Source organism: Mesorhizobium sp. M1A.F.Ca.IN.020.04.1.1, assembly GCF_003997315.1.
Lineage (GTDB): Bacteria > Pseudomonadota > Alphaproteobacteria > Rhizobiales > Rhizobiaceae > Mesorhizobium.
Genome location: NZ_RZSN01000005.1, coordinates 22,532 through 40,864 on the forward strand (window position 1 = coordinate 22,532; position 18,333 = coordinate 40,864).

At 63.5% G+C, this 18,333-nt stretch carries 21 protein-coding genes; 10 read left to right on the forward strand and 11 right to left on the reverse strand.

Annotated elements, in window-relative coordinates; all coding sequences use genetic code 11:
- Positions 1 to 20: 20 nt before the first annotated feature.
- Positions 21 to 1,583, forward strand: coding sequence for an alkaline phosphatase family protein (locus EOA49_RS02465; RefSeq protein ID WP_245460491.1), 1,563 nt, complete (start codon positions 21 to 23; stop codon positions 1,581 to 1,583).
- A gap of 44 nt (positions 1,584 to 1,627) precedes the next feature.
- Here the strand turns inward: EOA49_RS02465 and EOA49_RS02470 are convergent, their stop codons facing one another.
- Positions 1,628 to 3,016 carry a PRC-barrel domain-containing protein gene (locus tag EOA49_RS02470; RefSeq protein ID WP_095824026.1) on the reverse strand — a complete coding sequence of 463 codons (1,389 nt, stop codon included), beginning with the start codon at positions 3,014 to 3,016 and terminating at the stop codon, positions 1,628 to 1,630.
- Between the two features lie 238 nt (positions 3,017 to 3,254).
- Between EOA49_RS02470 and EOA49_RS02475 the strand changes: the two genes are divergently transcribed.
- Positions 3,255 to 4,175 carry a diacylglycerol kinase family protein gene (locus EOA49_RS02475; protein ID WP_127240684.1) on the forward strand — a complete coding sequence of 307 codons (921 nt, stop codon included), beginning with the start codon at positions 3,255 to 3,257 and terminating at the stop codon, positions 4,173 to 4,175.
- Between the two features lie 20 nt (positions 4,176 to 4,195).
- Here EOA49_RS02475 and EOA49_RS02480 read toward each other — a convergent pair whose 3' ends face one another.
- The 4 genes from EOA49_RS02480 to EOA49_RS02495 all read right to left on the reverse strand — a co-directional run bounded on the left by EOA49_RS02480 (position 4,196) and on the right by EOA49_RS02495 (position 6,172).
- Positions 4,196 to 4,411 (reverse strand): hypothetical protein, encoded by a 216-nt coding sequence (locus tag EOA49_RS02480; RefSeq protein ID WP_067002134.1) that lies wholly within the window; start codon positions 4,409 to 4,411, stop codon positions 4,196 to 4,198.
- 120 nt (positions 4,412 to 4,531) lie between these two features.
- Positions 4,532 to 4,996 carry a phage holin family protein gene (locus tag EOA49_RS02485; protein WP_095782492.1) on the reverse strand — a complete coding sequence of 155 codons (465 nt, stop codon included), beginning with the start codon at positions 4,994 to 4,996 and terminating at the stop codon, positions 4,532 to 4,534.
- Between the two features lie 10 nt (positions 4,997 to 5,006).
- Complete coding sequence (locus EOA49_RS02490) at positions 5,007 to 5,333, reverse strand: DUF883 family protein (RefSeq protein ID WP_095778215.1); 327 nt, start codon at positions 5,331 to 5,333, stop codon at positions 5,007 to 5,009.
- A 77-nt stretch (positions 5,334 to 5,410) separates the two neighbouring features.
- Entirely contained in the window at positions 5,411 to 6,172 is a 762-nt protein-coding gene (locus tag EOA49_RS02495; protein ID WP_095799844.1) for a Crp/Fnr family transcriptional regulator, read from the reverse strand.
- A 198-nt stretch (positions 6,173 to 6,370) separates the two neighbouring features.
- On the opposite strand from EOA49_RS02495, the gene EOA49_RS02500 reads away from it, so the two are divergent.
- Positions 6,371 to 6,715 carry a response regulator gene (locus EOA49_RS02500; protein WP_336618911.1) on the forward strand — a complete coding sequence of 115 codons (345 nt, stop codon included), beginning with the start codon at positions 6,371 to 6,373 and terminating at the stop codon, positions 6,713 to 6,715.
- Positions 6,716 to 6,746: 31 nt separating this feature from the next.
- On the opposite strand, the gene EOA49_RS02505 is transcribed toward EOA49_RS02500, so the two are convergent.
- Positions 6,747 to 7,298 carry an RNA polymerase sigma factor gene (locus EOA49_RS02505; protein WP_040973662.1) on the reverse strand — a complete coding sequence of 184 codons (552 nt, stop codon included), beginning with the start codon at positions 7,296 to 7,298 and terminating at the stop codon, positions 6,747 to 6,749.
- A 3-nt stretch (positions 7,299 to 7,301) separates the two neighbouring features.
- Positions 7,302 to 7,505 (reverse strand): NepR family anti-sigma factor, encoded by a 204-nt coding sequence (locus EOA49_RS02510; RefSeq protein WP_127240687.1) that lies wholly within the window; start codon positions 7,503 to 7,505, stop codon positions 7,302 to 7,304.
- A gap of 203 nt (positions 7,506 to 7,708) precedes the next feature.
- On the opposite strand from EOA49_RS02510, the gene EOA49_RS02515 reads away from it, so the two are divergent.
- From EOA49_RS02515 to EOA49_RS02535, 6 genes are all read left to right on the forward strand, one after another.
- On the forward strand, positions 7,709 to 8,503 hold the full coding sequence (locus EOA49_RS02515) for a response regulator (protein WP_067002122.1): 795 nt from the start codon (positions 7,709 to 7,711) through the stop codon (positions 8,501 to 8,503).
- A 165-nt stretch (positions 8,504 to 8,668) separates the two neighbouring features.
- The gene (locus tag EOA49_RS02520) at positions 8,669 to 8,833 is read left to right on the forward strand and encodes a DUF1328 domain-containing protein (RefSeq protein WP_067002119.1); all 165 of its coding nucleotides are present in this window, start codon (positions 8,669 to 8,671) and stop codon (positions 8,831 to 8,833) included.
- Between the two features lie 180 nt (positions 8,834 to 9,013).
- A complete protein-coding gene (locus EOA49_RS02525; protein ID WP_127243032.1) occupies positions 9,014 to 10,045 on the forward strand; it encodes a sensor histidine kinase in 1,032 nt (343 codons plus the stop codon).
- 224 nt (positions 10,046 to 10,269) lie between these two features.
- On the forward strand, positions 10,270 to 10,440 hold the full coding sequence (locus EOA49_RS32510; protein ID WP_164747034.1) for a hypothetical protein: 171 nt from the start codon (positions 10,270 to 10,272) through the stop codon (positions 10,438 to 10,440).
- Positions 10,441 to 10,551: 111 nt separating this feature from the next.
- Positions 10,552 to 10,854 (forward strand): hypothetical protein, encoded by a 303-nt coding sequence (locus EOA49_RS02530; RefSeq protein WP_127242101.1) that lies wholly within the window; start codon positions 10,552 to 10,554, stop codon positions 10,852 to 10,854.
- A gap of 105 nt (positions 10,855 to 10,959) precedes the next feature.
- Positions 10,960 to 11,205 carry a YMGG-like glycine zipper-containing protein gene (locus tag EOA49_RS02535; RefSeq protein ID WP_067319279.1) on the forward strand — a complete coding sequence of 82 codons (246 nt, stop codon included), beginning with the start codon at positions 10,960 to 10,962 and terminating at the stop codon, positions 11,203 to 11,205.
- Positions 11,206 to 11,289: 84 nt separating this feature from the next.
- On the opposite strand, the gene EOA49_RS02540 is transcribed toward EOA49_RS02535, so the two are convergent.
- The 4 genes from EOA49_RS02540 to xylF form a co-directional block, all read right to left on the reverse strand.
- Complete coding sequence (locus tag EOA49_RS02540; protein WP_127242103.1) at positions 11,290 to 12,915, reverse strand: CHASE domain-containing protein; 1,626 nt, start codon at positions 12,913 to 12,915, stop codon at positions 11,290 to 11,292.
- Positions 12,916 to 13,046: 131 nt separating this feature from the next.
- Entirely contained in the window at positions 13,047 to 13,847 is an 801-nt protein-coding gene (locus EOA49_RS02545) for an ATP-binding cassette domain-containing protein (RefSeq protein WP_095831037.1), read from the reverse strand.
- Between the two features lie 13 nt (positions 13,848 to 13,860).
- Positions 13,861 to 15,225, reverse strand: coding sequence for a sugar ABC transporter permease (locus EOA49_RS02550; RefSeq protein ID WP_127243033.1), 1,365 nt, complete (start codon positions 15,223 to 15,225; stop codon positions 13,861 to 13,863).
- 236 nt (positions 15,226 to 15,461) lie between these two features.
- A complete protein-coding gene (gene xylF, locus EOA49_RS02555) occupies positions 15,462 to 16,502 on the reverse strand; it encodes a D-xylose ABC transporter substrate-binding protein (RefSeq protein ID WP_127243035.1) in 1,041 nt (346 codons plus the stop codon).
- Positions 16,503 to 16,849: 347 nt separating this feature from the next.
- Between xylF and EOA49_RS02560 the strand changes: the two genes are divergently transcribed.
- Complete coding sequence (locus tag EOA49_RS02560; RefSeq protein ID WP_127243037.1) at positions 16,850 to 18,085, forward strand: ROK family transcriptional regulator; 1,236 nt, start codon at positions 16,850 to 16,852, stop codon at positions 18,083 to 18,085.
- Positions 18,086 to 18,333: the final 248 nt, after the last annotated feature.

Sequence of the window (18,333 nt, forward strand, 5' to 3'; positions counted from 1 at the left end):
AGAAGAGTTTGGACAACCGAGTGAGTCGCCCGAATGTTCTTCTCATCACCTGCGACCAGTGGCGCGGCGATTGTCTGTCGGCGGCGGGACATCCGGTGGTGAAAACGCCGCATGTGGATGCGCTCGCGGCCGAGGGCGTGCTGTTCCGGCGCCACTACGGTGGAGCGGCGCCCTGCTCGCCGGCGCGCGCCTGCCTCTACACCGGCCTCTATCAGATGAACAACCGGGTCTGCCGCAACGGCTCGCCGCTCGACGCCCGCCACGGTAACATCGCGCTTTCCGCACGCGCGGTGGGTTATGACCCCACGCTGTTCGGTTATACCGATGTTGCGCCGGATCCGCGCCGGCTTGCGGCCGGCGATCCGCGGCTGAGGAGTTATGAAGGCGTGCTGCCCGGCTTCAGCGTCCGGCAGTTGCTGCCCGAACATCAGAAGCAGTGGCTGTCCTGGCTGCGGACGCAAGGCATCGACACGAGCACCGGGATACCGGGCATCCATCGTCCGGCTGGCAAGCAGGGCAAGGTCGGCGATGATGTAAGCAACGCGCCGCCGGTCTATTCGAAGGACCAGACGCCGGCGGCTTTCCTGGCCGGCGAATTCATCCGCTGGCTTGGCGAACAGGAGCAGGCGGCGCCGTGGTTGGGGCACATCTCCTTCATCAGCCCGCACCCGCCTTTCATCGTGCCGCAGCCCTACAACACCATGTACGACCCGGCCGACGGCCCCGCTTTCCGGCGCGCGGCGAACTGGCAGGCCGAGGCGCAAAGCCACCCCTACCTCGCATACGATCTTGGCCTGCAGAAGCGGACGAAGTTCGTTCCCGGCGCCGAGGGCACGGTGCGGGATTGGAGCGAGGAGAATTTCCGCCGGATCCGTGCGCTTTACTACGGCATGATCTCCGAGCTCGACGCGCAGCTCGGCCGCATCTGGGAAGCGCTGAAGGCGGCCGGCAGTTGGGATGACACTGTGGTTGTGCTCACCTCCGACCATGCCGAGATGATGGGCGACCACTTCATGCTTGGCAAAGGCGGCTTCTTCGACGCCAGCTACCACATTCCGCTGATCGTGCGCGATCCGCGCCGGACAGAAGCGGCCGGCGCTTCCATCGATCGTTTCACCGAGGCGGTGGACGTCTTCCCGACCTTGCTCGACCTGATCGGCGCAGCACCCGAACCGCACCTCGACGGCAGGTCGCTGGCGTCCTGGCTCGACGGCGAGGAGCCGGCCGACTGGCGCGACGCGGCGCACTGGGAATTCGATTTCCGCTCGGTCGCCGACGGCGAAGCCGAGCGGCATTTCGGCATCGGCTCACGCGACTGCAACCTTGCCGTCCTTCGCACCGAGGCTTTCAAATATGTCCATTTCGGCGGCGGCCTGCCGCCGCTTCTCTTCGACCTGGCTAGCGATCCGGACGAGTTGAGCAACGTCGCGCACGACCCCGCCTATCTGCCGGTGCGCGTGGAACTCGCCGAGAAGATGCTCACCTGGCGCGCCAACCATCTCGACCAATCACTCGCGCTGGCGGAGCTGACAAAGGACGGAGTGGCCGGCCACGTGAGCAAGACAGCAGGCAGCAGGGAATAGCGAAACGCGTATTCCCTGCTGCCTGCTGCCCGCTGCCTGGTCCCTTACTGCAGGACCATCCTCTGCTTGTCGCGGTTTGCGGCATAGGAGCTCTTGTCGTAGGCTGCCTGCGCCTCCAACTGCTCCTTGGTGAAGTTGGTGTAGAGATACTTGTTGCCGTCCTTGTCGGTCATGAACTTCAGCTTATCCATGCCGAGGGCGACTTCCTTCTCGCCGATGCCGAGGAAACCGCCGACATCGATAACCACCGCATCCGGCTTGTTGTCGGGCGTCAGCACGACATCGCCAATCTCGCCGATCTCGACATCGTTGGCGCCGTATACCGTGGTGCCCTTCAGGTCGTCGACTCTGATGTTGCCCATCGGCATTTCGTTCAACGTCGATTTGTCGATCGAGGCTGTCTTGGTCGTGTCGGTGGCGGCTGTGCCGGTATCGGCCGGCTTGTTCTCAGCCGTCGTATTCGCAGCCGGCGCCGCGGGCTTGGTCTCAGCCGTCGTCTGGGCCGGCTGAGCCGGTTTGGCCTCCTTGTCGGCCGTGGTGTCGGACGAGGTCACGGCAGGGGTGGTCGTTGCCGGAGCAGTGTTCGAAGCCGTGGTGGCTGCGGCCGGCGCCGGATCATAGGCCTTGCGGTTGAAGTCCGGCTGAGCCTCCAGCTCTTCCTTCGTCGTCTCGGCGATCAACCAGCGATCGCCATTCTTCTCCGCCCATTTGGCCTTGGCGAAGTCGAAGGTAACGTTCTTCTCGCCAATGCCCAGGAAGCCGCCGACGCCGATCACGAGGGATTCGGCCTTGCCGTCCTTGGCAAGAACGATGTCGTTGACGTCACCGATCTTTTGGGCGTCGTCGGCGGTTCCGTTATAGACCGACTCGCCCATGATGTTGGTGGCGAGATTGCCTTCAGCCTTCTCTACCGGCTGGGCCGGCTGCGCGGGCGCTTGCGCCGTTCCGGTGTCGGTGGTCGCAGGCTGCGTTGCATCGGTCGTTTGCGCCGGGGCCGGATCATAGGCCTTGCGATCGAAGGCCGCCTGTGCGTTCAGCTCGTCTTTGGTCGTCTTCGCTACGAGCCAGCGGTCGCCGTTCTTCTCGGCCCATTCCAGCTTGTTGTAATCGAAGGCGACATCCTTGGTGCCGACGCCAAGAAATCCGCCGACGCCGATGATGACGGATTTTACGTTGCCGCTTGCATCGAACACGACGTCGTCGACCTTGCCGATGTCTTCGGCATCGTCGCCGGTCCCATTATAGACGGATTCACCGATGATATTGGTCATCAGCGCCCCGTCTGCACGTACTACTGGAGCTTGGGTCTCGGCGGCGGGCGCGGGGGTTTCGGTGGCGGGCGCCTGCGCCGGTGCAGGCGTTGTGTTCTGCGCAAAGGCCCCGGTTGCTAGGAGGGTTGCAAGCGCGGTCGTTGCAAAAAGAGTGCGGATCATGATCGTCTCTCCTCGTGCCTGATTTCCTACGCGCCGCGTTAGCGGCCTCGCACAGGGCAAGGGCGAGCGCGGCAATATTCCACGATTTCACAACGTCGTGAGGGGAGCCTTGTTCCAAACGGCGCTCGTCCACGGCGCTTGACTTGCTCGCTGACGCGGAACCTTCGGCGGCCCCTTTCCGTTTCAGCCTCCGGCTGAGAGCTCGTTTTTGGCCCACAATAGCAGGACGGAGAGGGGCATGCGGTTTGCTGCGGTGCTGAACAAGGACGGGGGCACCCTGCGCACGACCGATGTTGCAGCCTTTGCCGACCGGGTCCGCGAGCTTCTGGAAGCGGCTGGCCATTCGGTTCAGATCGACATCGTTGCGGGCGGCGAAATCGCTACGGCTTTGGAAAAGGCCATAGCCAGGCGCAACGTCGATGTCGTGCTCGCCGGAGGCGGCGACGGAACGGTGTCCACCGCCGCCTCGCTTCTGATGAACACGAAGAAGGCGTTGGCCATATTGCCGGCTGGTACGATGAACCTTTTCGCGCGCAGCCTTGGCATCCCCCAGACACTGGAAGCCGCCTTGAAGGCCTTTACCGACGGCGAGGTCAAGGCGGTCGATATGGCGACCGCGAATGGCCATCCCTTCGTGCATCAATTTTCAATCGGCATGCATGCCAGAATGGTCCAGCTCCGCGAGAAGATGGATTTTGGCTCGCGGCTGGGAAAGATGCGGGCGTCGGTTCGCGCCGCATGGGCAACGATCAAGAACCCGCGCACCCTCAAGGTGACCTTGACCATCGGCAAGACCGACATCATCACCCGCGCGACCGGAATTGGCATCAGCAACAACCTGTTCGGCGAGGGTCATCTGCCTTATGCGGACAATCCGGCCGGCGGCGTGCTTGGCATCTATGTCAGCGTTGCGCGCCGGCGCCGTGACTTGGTAAAATTGCTGCTTGCCATGCTGCGCGGCCGGTGGCGCCAAAGCGAACATGTCGAGATCCACCAGGCTGACAAGGCCGTGCTGAAAATTCATTCCTCGCCGACAAAGTTCAAGGCGGTGATGGACGGAGAGTTGGTCAAGCTGGAACGCGAAACCACGGTCGAAATCCATCCAGCGACCCTTAACGTGCTGGTCCCTAGAAGCAGCGCGCAGGCAAAGGCAGCCTGAATGGAGCCAAGACTCCAAAACTACTGCGTTTGACCGCTGGGAGCAGGCGCCTGCTCGGTCCCTGGAGGTTGTGGGACGTGCTGCTGCTCGGTGCTCGGCTCTTTGATCAGCACGCCATAAATCTCGGCTACGCCCCAGGCGATGAATACCAGCAGCAGCCCGGCGACGAGAATCCTGAGCGCATGCCAGCCCCAATGCCCCTGGCGGGCTTCGTTTTCAGGAACGGTCTTGGGCATGGTCGGTCTCCAGGTGTGGGGGCGGGCACGCCGAGCACGGCATGGTCGGGTAACGGACCCTTTCCGCGAAAGTTCCCAATCATCCGGCAACGGTCGGCCGCCACGACCGGCTTGCCGCGCCTATGGCGTTTCGCTGCGATCCTTTTCTCGAGGCCCAGCCTTCACGTTCTCGCGGTAGATGGCGTAGGCGGCGAGCGCGATCGCGGGCGCGAGAAGCGTGCCCAGGCCGCCCTTGCTTTTCGCGAGCGCCGGGAGCAACGCGAGCGCCGCGGTTACGCCAACCGCCGTCATGTCGGCCTTTCGCCTTCGCGCGCGCCGCCGCGCCCGCATGCTGGTTGTCAACTTGTGGATCACGACAATCAGCCCGGCGATCACCAGGAAGCCGATGCCGAAGCCGAGGCTGGTCGCTAGCGGCCCGTAGCGCGCCGCCAGCCAGATATAGGCCGCGCCGATGAGGAAACCGACGCCGCACAGGGCAAAAACACCGGCAAGTCCGTAGAGGATTGCGGTCAGCCGCGCTCTTTGCAAGGCCGCCACCGCCTCGCCGGAAGCAAGGCCGGAAATAAGCGAAACCAGCGTCCCCATATGAGGGCTGCTAGCGGCGCGACAGCAGCGCGAACAGGAAACCTACTCCCGCCGCAATCGCCAGCGACGTCACCGGCTTTTCGCGAACGCTGGCTATCAACTGCGCTTCCAAATCCTGAGCGCTTCCGCGCATGCTTTCGAACGCTGCCTCGCCGTGCGCGCGCAGCTGCTCGACGCCTTCGGCGGCCGCGCGGCGCGCTGCCCCGTAACTGTCGTCCCGGGTCTTGGCCAATTGCCTGGTGAGCTCTTCGATATCGGCCTTCAACTGCCGGATGTCGGCTTCGAGGTCGGCGCTGGGGGGAGTGTCTGTTGCGGATCTGCCTGCGGCGGTCGCCATTGCGTAACTCCTTATGTTTGCTTCCATTTCAACGCTTGGCCGAGACCGGGGTTCCGTTCTGCCGGTCCGGCTCGTCGTCAGATCAGCGGTCTGCGCTCCTCACCCAAACCTTGCCAGCCGGCCAACTCCGTCAGCCCCTCATGGCTGAGAACCTCGCAACCACCGTCACGCCAAATGATCAGCTTACGGTCCATCAGCTTGCGGATCGTCTTGTTGGTATGCACCAGCGAAAGGCCGAGCGTATCGGCGATATGCTGCTGCGTGATCGGGATCTGCACCGGCCGCTTGCCGTTCAGGCCCGCCCCCCGGGCACGGCTGGAGATGAAGGCGACAAGATAGGCGGTGCGCTCAAGCGCGGAACGGCGACCGATGCTCAGCAGGTTTTCATCGAGCATGCGCTCCTCGCGCGACGCCATCCAGGTGATGTCATAGGCCAGGCCCGGGTAGTTGCGGTAAAGCTCGTGCAATTGGTCGCGCTCGAAGACGCACAGCAGCATCGGCGACAAGGCCTCGACGGAATGCTGCATCTCGCCCATCAGGCTGCCTTGCAGGCCGATGAGATCGCCGGGCATGGAATAATTGAGGATTTGCCGCCGCCCGTCGGGCAACAGCTTGTAGCGGAATGCCCAGCCTGAAAGTATGGTGTAGAGATGCGCGCTGTGGCTGCCTTCGACCAGCACGGTCGCCCCCTTGTCGACCGCAAGCTCTCCTTTCTTGAAGCCGCTGACGAACAACAGCTCCTGGCTCTCGAATTCGCGAAAGACTGGCAACGGCCGCAACGGGCATTTGCCGCAAGGATATTGGCGGGTGGCAAGGGAATATGCGCTCTGGCCGGACATTTCGACCCCTCTTCGAAACCCCTGCCCCGATCGGGCGAATACAAACGCTTCACCCGGACCGAGGTTCCGCCGCTCACGCAATGCATCGCCGGTCATGTCTTTTTTAAATGACAGAGCGCCGAATACCGCGCATGACTGCAGCCTTATAGGAGTCGCCGCCACGTGCCCCCATTGCTAGACGGATTGCGTATCCTGGTCTTGGAAGACGAATTCCTGATAGCGATGGATGTCGAGCAACTATGCCGCGACCAAGGGGCCGCCGAGGTCACGATTGTTGGCGACCTGGCTGAAATCGACCTGCGGGATGGGTTTTCCTGGTTCGACGCCGCTATCGTCGACCTGATGCTCGGCGGCACCTCGACACTCGACTTCGCCGAGCGGCTGCGCAGCGCAGGCATTCCATTCGTCTTCGCGTCCGGCTACTCCGACGCCGAGGATCTCGAAGGCTCTTTTCCCGAGATTAAGCTGGTCACCAAGCCCTACTCGGGAGACGATCTGATCCAGGCCCTGGCGCTCGCCTGCAGGCGCGCGAAAGCGGCGTGACGACGTAGCGTCGAAGAGCCGGAGGTCCGTGTCAGGCGGCGTTTGATCCTGTCACCTGCGCCGAGATCGCGTCGGGGCCGTATTCGTCCTCGCCAGAAATCTTCAGGATGTCCTGCAGCCGGGCGCGCGCGCGGCTGACCCGGCTCTTGATCGTGCCCACCGCGCAGCCGCAGATCTCCGCCGCCTCTTCGTAGGAAAAGCCGGACGCGCCGATCAGGATGATCGCTTCGCGCTGATCCTCCGGCAGCTGCTCCAGCGCGCCGCGAAAATCCTTGAGATCGAGCTGGCCATGCTGGGCCGGGTGGACGGCGAGCCTGGCGGTCATGATGCCGTCGCTGTCCTGCACCTCGCGACCGCGCTTGCGCATCTGCGAATAGAATTCGTTGCGCAGGATGGTGAACAGCCAGGCCTTGAGGTTGGTGCCCGGCTGGAAACTCTCATGTTTGTCCCACGCCTTGACCAGGGTTTCCTGGACAAGGTCGTCCGCCTTGTCGGCATTCTGCGTCAGCGACACCGCAAAGGCGCGCAGGCTTGGGATCGCGCCGAGCAGCTCGGTCTTGAAGCTCTGGGAGACCGCCGCCATGTCTCAGTCCTTTTTCTCGGCGGGTTCGGCCTTTTCCAGCTGGCTGAGCAACTGAGCGAAGCGATCCGGCACCTGATCGGAGACCAGCTCGTCGTAATATTGCTTGAGTTTGCGGGCGATTTCGGAGTTCGGTCCGAGCGGACTGCTACCCCCGTTCCGGTGCCTGCTCAGGGCGCCAGTTATTGAATTCTTTGACATTTCTTTCATGTTTGCCCTAAGTCCCAGCACCTGAAACCGCTTTAAAACCATAGATCACGACGCAAGCGGCACCCTTGTCTGGTTGCCCATCCCACAGCCGGAAACGCCCGCTTCCTAATTTAGTTCCCTGCTCGGCGGAACTTTTTCAGAAAGCCGACGTTGGTTAGTCTAGCTTTGCAATGCAACAACGTCATCTGAGGGAGACGTCAAATATGAGCCTGTCCGCAACCATCGCTCCTCACCTGCCTTTCCTCCGCCGTTTCTCGCGCGCCGTGTCGGGATCGCAGGAAAGCGGTGACGCCCTGGTTGCTGCGATGCTGGAGGCCATCATCGCCGACACCGAAGTTTTCCCTAAGGCATCGAGCGATCGCATTGCGCTGTACAAGGTCTTTGCCAGGCTTTTCACTTCGATTGCGATCCGCGTGCCGCAAGAGCATGCGCAGACAGCTTGGGAGCAGCGGGCGGCCGCCAATCTGAACGCAATCGCGCCGCGGCCGAGGCAAGCTTTCCTGCTGGTCGCCGTAGAGGGTTTCAGCGAGGATGAAGCGGCGGAAATCCTCGATGCCGACGAACAGGAGTTCTCCGAATTGCTTGCCCAGGCAAGCAGCGAGATTTCCCGCCAGGTCGCCACCGACGTGCTGATCATCGAGGACGAGCCGCTGATCGCCATGGACATCGAGGAGATGGTCGAAAGCCTCGGCCATCGCGTTGTCGGCACCGCCCGCACGCACGCCGAGGCGGTCGCCGTTTTCGGCAAGACGCGTCCGAAAATGGTGCTGGCCGACATCCAGCTCGCCGATGGCAGTTCGGGCATAGAGGCGGTCAACGAGATCTTGTCCTCGACGCCGGTGCCGGTGATCTTCATCACCGCTTTCCCTGAGCGCCTGTTGACCGGCGAGCGTCCCGAACCGGCGTTTCTGGTGACCAAGCCCTTCAATCCAGACATGGTGAAGGCCCTGATCAGTCAGGCGCTGTTCTTCGACCGGCAGGCGAAAGCCGCGGCCTGACCGCATGTCCGATCATTGAGGTCTCATGCGAGGCGCCCGCGCCTCGCACGATGCGGCGCGGAGTCCCATCCGTGAAGCGTTTTCAGGGGATCGTCTTTTTCCGCAAATGGTGGAACAAACGCCATCCAGCCACGTTTTTTCCAGGACGTTAGAAGGAGAGATATCATGCTGTACTGGGCGCTCGTTTTTCTTGTGGTCGCGATCATCGCCGGCGCGCTTGGGTTCGGCGGCATCGCCGGCACGTCGGCTGGCATCGCGCAGATATTGTTCTTCGTCTTCCTTGCTTTCCTGGTGATCTCACTCATCGCCGGCCTCGTCAGGAGAACCTGACCAGGGGGAGTGCCGAACACTGGAAGCCGCACCCCTCAAACGGTTTCCAGCCACCGCCGGGCGATGTCCCCAAAAGGATGTCGTCCGGCGGACCGCTTTTGGGCAGCATAAGCATCAGTAGGTCAAGACCGGGGCAGCAATCCTCGTAAGCCGTTCGCGCCTGGATGCGGGAAGTATCGAATGCGTTCCAAGGCCTCAGAGAAGGACTATACGCAAGAGCGCAGCGACGAAGTGATCGCGATGCATCCGGCGGAAAGCGGGATGCAGGTGGGTCGCGCGCTACTCCACGCGCTCCACAATGCTGGAATTTCGGTCCTCTACCAGGATCGTGAAATGAAGACCGTCTGGGCGCGCAACATGCGCGCCCCGTGGGCCTGCGAGACGGCCGAGGGCAAGGGTGCGCTTTCCCCCGCGCAGTCCGAGCGCATAGGCGCAGCCAAGCGCAAGGTGATTGAAACCGGCAACCCGGATCGCATCGAGCTCGGCATTTCCGACAGTGACGGCGTGCGCTGGTTCCATGTCTGGATCGATGCCGATCGCAGCGACTCCGGCGAGGTTCAGGGCGTCGTCACCACCATGGTCGAGACGACGGAGCAGAAGCGCCGCGAGCAGACGCTGAAGACGCTGCTGCGAGAGGTCAGCCATCGCTCGAAGAATCTTCTGGCCATCATCCAGAGCATAGCCACCCAGACCGGACGCTACTCGGAGACGCTCGGCGATTTTCTGACGCACTTTCGCGGCCGTATCCAGTCGCTCGCCTCGTCTCAGGATCTGGTGACATCCTCCAACTGGCGGGGAGCGGCGCTTCGTGAGCTCGTGTCCGGCCAGGTCGGCCGCTATAGCGCCGATCCAAGTCGCAGCCTGCGTTTCGATGGGGAGAACCCTTACCTCAATCCGAACGCTGCCCTTCATATCGGACTGGCCATGCACGAGCTGGCCGTGAATTCGGTAAGCTACGGCGCCCTGTCGCAGCCTGACGGACGGATCAGGGTAAGCGCCAGGATCGCGGCCGGCAGCGAGACTTCGCCTGGCCTTTTGCTGATTTGGACAGAAAGGATCGGCGCCGGTCGGCGCACCGAAAATCGTTTTGGCAGCGTCGCCCTCGAACGCGTCGTGCCGACGTCGCTGAACGGCTCCGCCAGTCTCGATATCGACGACGATCGTCTCGAATATCGCCTGACCATCCCGCGCGGCAATTTCGAGATAGAATGAATAACCACGTCTTGGGCAACAGACAGCCGCCGGAGAGGCGTTAACCTGCCATTCACCATAAAATCCGATTGTGTTCCCCGGCAGAAGCAACTCCAGGATAGCGCGCCATGCCCTTCCGAGTTGCGTAAAACCTTGGAGCGGATCGGCGATCCCGTCAGGCGCTGAACCACTCGCGACGGAGCAAACCCAGCCGCGCAATCACACCGCGATTTGGGAGGAACCGAATGATGATTGCCGATATGAACAGGCTGGAGCAGGCCGCCCGCGTCTCGATGAGCGGCTTCCAGGACACCGAAGCACGGCCCTCGCCCCGTTCCTCCCATCCATCGCTTCGCCTCGGCGCCGTCGCGCTTGTTGCTGCTCTCGTGCTGGCGGTGGCCTGGCAACTGGCCTGATCTTTCCAATCGAGCAGCCGGCCGGCGCCAAGGGCACGCGCCATTGCGCGCCGACTCCGCCGAGCAGGAACTTTTGAGCGGCAACAATCGTTCTTTGCGGCGGGAGGACCCGTGGAACACATCGCCGCCTTGCTCCTCGTCATTGGCTGCTCGGACACCATGACCGATTGCCGCGAATTGTCGGTGCCGGTCAGCGTCTTCGAGACTTTCGAGGCCTGCATCGCCGAACGGCCGTTTGCGCTGGGCGACCTGCAGGGGCGCACGCCGCGTGTCATGGGCGAGTGCCTTGCCGTCGATCCGGCACTTGAAGACGACTACGATCAACTGCTGTGGACCGTGCGTCCCGACGGCAGGCTCGTCGCGTCGCTGGAAACTTCCGGCGCGCTTGTCGCGTCAAACGGCGCACGCCCGTAAGACACTCTCTTCAGCAATAACAAGATCGGGCAGGCAAAGCCCGTTTTTTCGTGCTAAACGGCGGTTGGCACTGCCAAAAGTGAGGACAAAAGCGAGGAGCTATTTATGCGGAAAATGATCATTGCCATGGTTGCCGTGGTCGCCGTCAGCGGCTGCACCACGACCGAGCAGGATGTCGTCGGGGGCGGCCTGATCGGCGCCGGCGTCGGCGGCCTGGTCGGCGGCGGCAGGGGCGCGCTGATCGGCGCGGCTGTGGGCGCCGGGTCCGGCCTGTTGGTTCGCAACCTGCGCAATGGCTATTGCGTGTATCGCCGCTCTGACGGCACGAGATACAAGGCCCGCTGCAACTGATTTTCCGCGAGACACAGTCATCTACCCGGGGGCCCGACCAGCGGTCCCCGGGTAGATCCTCGTTGGACCCTGACTGACGGGCGCTCAGCCTGGCAGAGGTATTCGGATTTCCACTTTAAGCCCGTCGGCCCGGTAGTCGCGCTTGATCCTACCGCGCAATTCGCGCGTGACATTGAGATCGATCAGCTTGGTGCCGAAACCGGTCTTTGCCGGCGGCTCCAGTTTCTTTTGCCCGGCCTCGCGCCAATCGAGCACCAGCGTCCGCTCCCGGCCACGTCCTTCGACCCGCCAATCGACCTTCAGGGCGCCCACCGAGTTGCCGGCCTCGCCATATTTCAGCGCGTTGGTGGCAAGCTCGTGGAAGGTCAGGCCGAGCGCTTGCGTCGTCGTCTCGTCAAGCAGCACTTCCGGCCCCGACAATATGCCTTCGGAAAGCTCTTTGCCGAACACCTGCCCAAGCTCGGTGCGCAGCAGGTCGCCGAGGTCCGCTTTCTGCCAGCGCGAGCGTGTCAGCATGTCCTGCGACGCGGCCATCGCCTGCAACCGCGCCGAGAATGATGCCGAGAACTCCTTCACGTCCGTGGCCTGCGAAGCAGTCTGCCGCGCGATCGCCAGCACCCTGGTGATCGAGTTCTTGATGCGGTGCTTCATCTCCTGCAGGATCAGCTCCTTTTCCAGCAGGCTCTTCTCCGTCGCCTCATGCAGCAGCGACTTCGCCTCGTAGGCGCGCTCCTGATAGCGGGCCACCAAGGCGATCGCCCCGGCGAGCAGCAGGCCGAACAGACCGAGCATCACGGGAATAGCGCGCGAGGAAGGCAGCGCGAAAGCGCTCGTCGGCCGAAACAGGACAGTCCAGGGTCGGCCGGCCACGACGATATCCCGGCGCGCCAGCAGCTTTCCGCCGAGCGATTCGGCCGGCGGCGCCTCCGACCGGAACAGGAGATTGCCGGCACCCGGCTGGCCGTCGAAGATTTCGACGTTGACCGGCAGCAGCGGAGCCTTGCTGAGCGCCACCTGGAACAGATCGCGTGCGCGGAAGGAGGCGTAGAGGAAGCCGGCGGTCGAGGAGCGGCTGGCATCGATGACGTCCGGGGCCGTTTCCACGTTCAGCCGCACGAAGACCAGAAATCCGGGGAAGGTCTGCTCCAGCCCTTGTCCCTGGCCAAGTTGAACGAGCCCGCTGGCATGCTGCTGGTCGTCGGCCATGGCCTTCTCGATTGCAGCCCGCCGTGCCGGGTCGCTGAACATGTCGAAGCCGATGATCGACTGGTTGGAGGTATCGAGCGGCTCGAAAAGCACGATGGGCGTGCGCCATTGCTGCTGCGTGATTGCCGGATAGACCGGGTGGGCCGAACCGCGAGCGCGCAAGATGTCGCGCTCGAGCGTGGCCTCGTCGCCGGCCTTGGCCAGCCTCAGGAAGCCGATGCCGCGCAGTCCGGCGAAATTGTCGTCGATGTCGAGCGCGGTGAGGAAGGCCTTGAACTCGCCGCGCGTAATATCGCCGTTACGAGCATCGAACAGCGCCTGGGTCGAGCGCAGCAGCGACAGATGCAGGTCGATGCGGCTCTCGATGCGGTTGAGCGCATCGTCGGCGGTTCCCTCGAACTTGATGCGTGCCGCCTCCTGGGTCGCGAAATAGGCGAACCCCGCCATCGTCAGGCTGATCAGCGCGACGGCGATGAAGGCGACGATCGGGAAAAGCTTTTTCAATGCAGGGTGCGGCCCATGGATGGTTGGCCACCTTTATGGGCAAGTCTCCGCGCCAATACAATGGCAAGGCCAACCCAACGCCGCGATTGGCTCATCAAACAAGTCGCAAATTAGCCAACCAATTTATAGTCTTAGGCCGCGATTTTCAGCGCTCCCGGGCCTGGCATGGCGCCTGGCGGGCACTTGCCCAGAATGATCATGCCGAGCACCTCGTCCTGGGTCACGTCGCTGGTGCGCGCCGTACCGACGACCTGGCCGTTCTTCATGACGCAGACCCTGTCCGCCAGCTCGAACACGTCATGGATGTCGTGGCTGATCAGGAAGATGCCGATGCCGTCGGCCTTAAGTTGCCGCACCAGTTCGCCGACCTGGGCCGTCTCCTGGGGGCCGAGCGCTGCCGTCGGCTCGTCCATGATCAGGATTCGCGCGTTGAACAGGATCGCGCGCGCGATCGCCACCGACTGCCTCTGTCCGCCGGACAGCTTGATCACCGGCTCCTTGAAGCGCTGGAAACGCGGATTGAGCCGGCCCATCACCTTGCGCGCTTCGGCCTCCATGGCGACGTCGTCCAGCGTGCCCCAGGCGGTCATCAGCTCGCGGCCGAGGAAAAGATTGGCGGCGGCGTCGACATTGTCGGCAAGCGCCAGCGTCTGATAGATCGTCTCGATGCCGTATTTCTTGGCGTCGCGCGGGTTGGAGATTGCTGCCTCCTCGCCGTTGACGAAGATCTGCCCGGCATCGCGCTTGTAGGCGCCGGACAGTATCTTGATCAGCGTCGACTTGCCGGCGCCGTTGTGGCCGAGCAGCGCCACCACTTCGCCGGGGAAGAGATCGATGGAGGCGTCGTCGACCGCGCGAATGCCGCCGAAGGCGATCGAGATGTTGCGCATGTCGACCAGCGCGGCGCCGGCGGGAGCGTTCTCGTCTGCCATGATGCTGCCTCCTTCACACCCGCTTGCGGTAGATGGTGTCGAGCCAGACCGCGATGACCAGCACGGCGCCGACGACGATGCTTTGCAGCGGCGAATCGACGCCGAGAAGCACCATGCCGGACTGCAGCGACTGCATCAGCAGCGCCCCGAGCATAGCGCCGAGCACGGTTCCCGAGCCGCCGGCGAGCGAGGTGCCGCCGATGACCGCCGCGGCGATGACCAGGAGCTCGTCCAGCGTGCCGAGCGCATTGGTCGACGAATTCTGCCGCGCCGACGAGATCGCCGCGGCGATCGTCGCCAGCACGCCCATGATCATGAACACTTTCATGGTGATCCAGCGCGTGTTGATGCCGGCAAGGTTGGCCGCTTCCGGATTGCCGCCGATGGCAAAGACATAGCGGCCGAAGCGAGTGCGCTTGGTGATGAAAGTCATGACGAGGCCGACGGCGATCGCCATCAGCACCGGAATGGCGATGCCGTGGGCGATGAACAGGCCGCCTTCGGGGACCGTGATGTTGTTGGCGGCGGCGTAGCGGTTCACGATGCCGACCGGCCAGGGATAGGAATTGGCCAGCCACACCGCGCCCATGATGACCGCGCAGGTGACCGCGCCGAGCAGCGTCTCGGCCCAGATCGGACGCAGCGGGAAACGGAAGCGCTTGCGCTGCACCCTGCCGTTGAACAGCGCAAACACCACGGCAACACAGGCGACGGCGCCGACGATCCAGCTCCATTTGGCGCCGATCGAGCCGGCTGGTCCGCCGCCCATCAGCTGGAAGGTGGCATCGAGCGGCGCCACCGTCTGGCCGCTGGTGACCCACCAGGCAGCACCGCGCCAGACCAGCAGCCCGCCAAGCGTCACGATGAAGGCTGGCACTTCGAGATAGGCGATGACGAAGCCCTGGAAGGCGCCGATCAGCAGGCCGAGCGCCAGGCCGATCAACAGTGCCAGCACCCAGATCCAGGGATTGCCAAGCTCGAGCTCAACCATTCGTACCAGGAAATGCACTTGGGCAAAGCCCATCACCATGCCGATCAAACCCTCGGCGGATCCGACGGAGAGGTCGATGTTGCGCATGACGATGACCAGCACCATGCCGGAAGCCATGATGGCCACGGCCGAGGTCTGCACCGACAGGTTCCACAGGTTGCGCGGCGTCAGGAACGTTCGGCTGTCGAAATCGAGCGGATTGACGCCGAGCCGCAGGCTCGAGATGACATGCAGGCCGATCCAGATGATCAGCAGCGCGCCGACCATGCCGAGCATGCGGGTGTCGAGCTCGGTCGCCTTGAGGAAGCGCCCGACGGTGCTCAGTTCGGAAGCCCGCGCGCGATCCGCCGGCGGGTTGGCCGGCGTATCAGAGGTCGTATCGGTCATGATCTCCTCCCACCGGCTTGCCGTCTGGCGCGGATGCCGGACCACGATGCTAGAGCAATTCCAGGAAAAGTGCGTGGCCGCCTGGAATTGCGCGGAAACAAACGGCTGTAGCAGTTCGGCGATCCTGCCGGACAGTGAACTGCCCCAATGGTCTCCGGCTTCAGTACGCCCGAAAGCCTTTGGAGAAACGCCGCGGCTGTCGGGCCGCGGCGCTGCGTTTGAACTTGACGGCCAGCTTAGTTGCAGACCGCGACGCTGCCGGCGGCAACGCCCGCGCAGACTTCATCCTTCTTGATCCAACCCGCGTCGATGACGAGGTTGAGATTATCCTTGGTGATCGCGACCGGGGTCAGGAACAGCGACTTGACGGTGTTGCCGCCAGGCGTCGTGAAGTCCTTGGCGCCCGCGATGTCGGTCATCTTCTTGCCGTCGGCGAGCTGCGAGGCGATCTCGGCGGCGTGCTTGCCGAGCTCGCGCGCGTCCTTCCACACCGACACCGTCTGGGTGCCGAGCGCGATGCGGTTGAGCGCGGCATGGTCGCCGTCCTGGCCCGAGACCGGAACGGTGCCGGCCAGCCCTTGCGCCGTCAGAGCCGCGACGACGCCGCCGGCGGTGCCGTCATTGGCCGCCACCACCGCGTCGACCTTGTTGTCGTTGGCGGTCAGGAACTGCTCCATGTTCTTCTGCGCATTGGTGGGAAGCCAGCCATCGGTATAGGCCTCGCCGACATTCTTGATCTTGCCGCTGTCGATGGCTTCCTTCAGCACTTCCATCGAGCCGGAGAACAGGAAATCGGCGTTCGGGTCGGCGCCCGAGCCCTTGATGAAGACGTAATTGCCCTCGGGCTTGGCCTTGAACACCTCGCGGGCCTGCATGCGGCCGACTTCCTTGTTGTCGAAGGTCAGATAAAACACGTCCTTGTTCTCGATCAGGCGGTCGTAGCCGACGACCGGAATGCCTTCGTCGAGTGCCTTCTGCACCGCCGGCCCGATGGCGGAGGCGTCCTGCGCCAGGATGATCAACGCATTCGCGCCCTGCGAGATCAGGCTTTCGACGTCGGTCAGCTGCTTGCCTGGATTGGACTGTGCGTCGGCGGATATGTACTTGTCGCCGGCGGCCTCGATCGCCTTCTTCATCGCCGCTTCGTCGGTCTTCCAGCGCTCTTCCTGGAAATTGGACCACGAAACGCCGATCACCTTGTCCTTCGCCTGTGCGACCGACGCCAACGTCAACGACATGGCGACGCCCGCCAGAATGGCGGCTGCGAATCTCTTCATGATATCCTCCCTGCGCCCCTCGCGGCGCGACCCAGACTGGCCCGAAGGCGATGAGGCTTTTTTTCGAGCCTCGAAAAAATACTGATCCAACGCTAAAGCGCTGTCAACTGCAATTCTGACGGTTTTTGAGGTGGTCACGTACTTTTTTCGAGACCCGCAATAAATAATGACAGTGCCGACCGCTTCTGCCACTATCGCGGAACAGTTCGGGAGGAGGCGCAGCCCGGTCCACCGAAACTTGTAAGACCAGGACGGTTCGGGTGCCGGCGTGCGGGACTGAACCGATCTGGCGCGTCGCCGAGTCCTGTGCATGATCGAGAGGCCGCGCTGACTGGGAGGAGACAAAAATGTCGGTCGGAATCCGCCACGACGATCTGCGCCGGCGCAACCGCGCCATGGTGCTCTCGGCCGTGCGCCGGGCCGGCCAGCCGTCGCGCACGGAAATCGCCGCGACCACCGGGCTCAGCCATTCGACCATTTCGGCGATCTCTTCCGACCTGATCCAGGAAGGCGTCTTGGCCGAGAGCAAGCCGAGCGAGACCGCGTCTCTGAAGCGCGGCCGGCCACAGGTGGGCCTCGCGCTCAAGCCTGAGGCGGCGGCGGTGGTGACGGTGGTGCTGTCGCTCAATTTCCTCTCGGTCGCCGTTATCGATTATGCGGGCCAGGTCATCGCCGAGGAGCAGCGCCGCCTCGATACCCTCACCATGCCGCGCAACGAGCTGATCGGCGAATGCTTGGCGATCGTGCGGCGCCGGTTGGACGACCCGGACCTCGACGTCGGCAGCGTCGCCCGCATCGCCATGGGCATCCAGGGCATCACCGATTCCCATGCCCGCGCCATGCTATGGTCGCCGATCACGCCGCTGACCGACATTCCCTTCGCCGACATCCTGGAAAAGGAATTCGGCATTCCGGCCACCATGGAAAACGACTGCAACATGATGGCGGTGGCGCTGCAGTGGCGCGATCCCGACCGCTATCGCGACAATTTCATCGCCATCCTGCTCTCGCACGGCATCGGCATGGGCCTGGTGCTGAAGGGCGAGCTGTTCACCGGCACGCATTCTTCCGGCGGCGAGTTCGGCCACATGATCCATCGCCCGGGCGGCGCGCTTTGCCGTTGCGGACGCCGCGGCTGCGTCGAGGCCTATGCCGGCAACTACGCCATCTGGCGCAGCGCCATGAAGATGAGCGAGGACGCCGAGCCGGTCGATGTCGGCGACGCCGACATGCGGGCGCTCGCCGCCAAGGCGCGCGAGACGGATGGCCCGGAGCGCGAGGCCTATCGCCGGGCCGGCGAGGCGCTGGGCTTCGGCCTTGGCAGCCTGTTCGCGCTGATCGACCCGGCGCCGGTCGCCATGGTCGGCGTCAGCGCCGCCGCCTTTGACCTGATCGAGCCGGCGCTGCGCGAGGCGATCGGCCAGACCGCCGGAGGCCAGCATTCAAACTCGATCTCCTTCGATACCGAGCCGAACGAATTGCCGCTGATCCGCGAAGGCTGCGCCGTGCGCGCGCTGACCTTCGTCGACCAGGAGATTTTCGCCCCGGGCGTGCAGGCAAGAGCGGGCAAGAACGTGGCCTGAGCAGCTTCGATAGCGATCGTTGTCTTCTGTGCGTCCTGCAGACGCCGGAGATTAGCGAAGGCCCCGCAGCTTCGTCATTCCAGGGCGGAGCAGGAGCGAAGCTCCGTCGCGGAGACCCTGGAATCCATGCCATTACCTCAATCGTCGGATGAGCGGAGCAGAATTTCTGCACCGCCGCGGCGCGTCGAAGTCGCGTGGATCGTCGGGTCTGCGCCGCGTCGCGACGCTTCGTGCTCCGCCCGTGGACG

Coding starts and splice junctions, on each gene's coding strand:
- EOA49_RS02550 (WP_127243033.1), bottom strand. CDS start 15,225: ATGACCGATACGACCTCTGATACGCCGGCCAACCCGCCGGCGGATCGC.
- xylF (WP_127243035.1), bottom strand. CDS start 16,502: ATGAAGAGATTCGCAGCCGCCATTCTGGCGGGCGTCGCCATGTCGTTG.
- EOA49_RS02480 (WP_067002134.1), bottom strand. CDS start 4,411: ATGCCCAAGACCGTTCCTGAAAACGAAGCCCGCCAGGGGCATTGGGGC.
- EOA49_RS32510 (WP_164747034.1), top strand. CDS start 10,270: ATGATGATTGCCGATATGAACAGGCTGGAGCAGGCCGCCCGCGTCTCG.
- EOA49_RS02495 (WP_095799844.1), bottom strand. CDS start 6,172: ATGTCCGGCCAGAGCGCATATTCCCTTGCCACCCGCCAATATCCTTGC.
- EOA49_RS02470 (WP_095824026.1), bottom strand. CDS start 3,016: ATGATCCGCACTCTTTTTGCAACGACCGCGCTTGCAACCCTCCTAGCA.
- EOA49_RS02525 (WP_127243032.1), top strand. CDS start 9,014: ATGCGTTCCAAGGCCTCAGAGAAGGACTATACGCAAGAGCGCAGCGAC.
- EOA49_RS02515 (WP_067002122.1), top strand. CDS start 7,709: ATGAGCCTGTCCGCAACCATCGCTCCTCACCTGCCTTTCCTCCGCCGT.
- EOA49_RS02510 (WP_127240687.1), bottom strand. CDS start 7,505: ATGAAAGAAATGTCAAAGAATTCAATAACTGGCGCCCTGAGCAGGCAC.
- EOA49_RS02535 (WP_067319279.1), top strand. CDS start 10,960: ATGCGGAAAATGATCATTGCCATGGTTGCCGTGGTCGCCGTCAGCGGC.
- EOA49_RS02560 (WP_127243037.1), top strand. CDS start 16,850: ATGTCGGTCGGAATCCGCCACGACGATCTGCGCCGGCGCAACCGCGCC.
- EOA49_RS02485 (WP_095782492.1), bottom strand. CDS start 4,996: ATGGGGACGCTGGTTTCGCTTATTTCCGGCCTTGCTTCCGGCGAGGCG.
- EOA49_RS02490 (WP_095778215.1), bottom strand. CDS start 5,333: ATGGCGACCGCCGCAGGCAGATCCGCAACAGACACTCCCCCCAGCGCC.
- EOA49_RS02505 (WP_040973662.1), bottom strand. CDS start 7,298: ATGGCGGCGGTCTCCCAGAGCTTCAAGACCGAGCTGCTCGGCGCGATC.
- EOA49_RS02520 (WP_067002119.1), top strand. CDS start 8,669: ATGCTGTACTGGGCGCTCGTTTTTCTTGTGGTCGCGATCATCGCCGGC.
- EOA49_RS02545 (WP_095831037.1), bottom strand. CDS start 13,847: ATGGCAGACGAGAACGCTCCCGCCGGCGCCGCGCTGGTCGACATGCGC.
- EOA49_RS02475 (WP_127240684.1), top strand. CDS start 3,255: ATGCGGTTTGCTGCGGTGCTGAACAAGGACGGGGGCACCCTGCGCACG.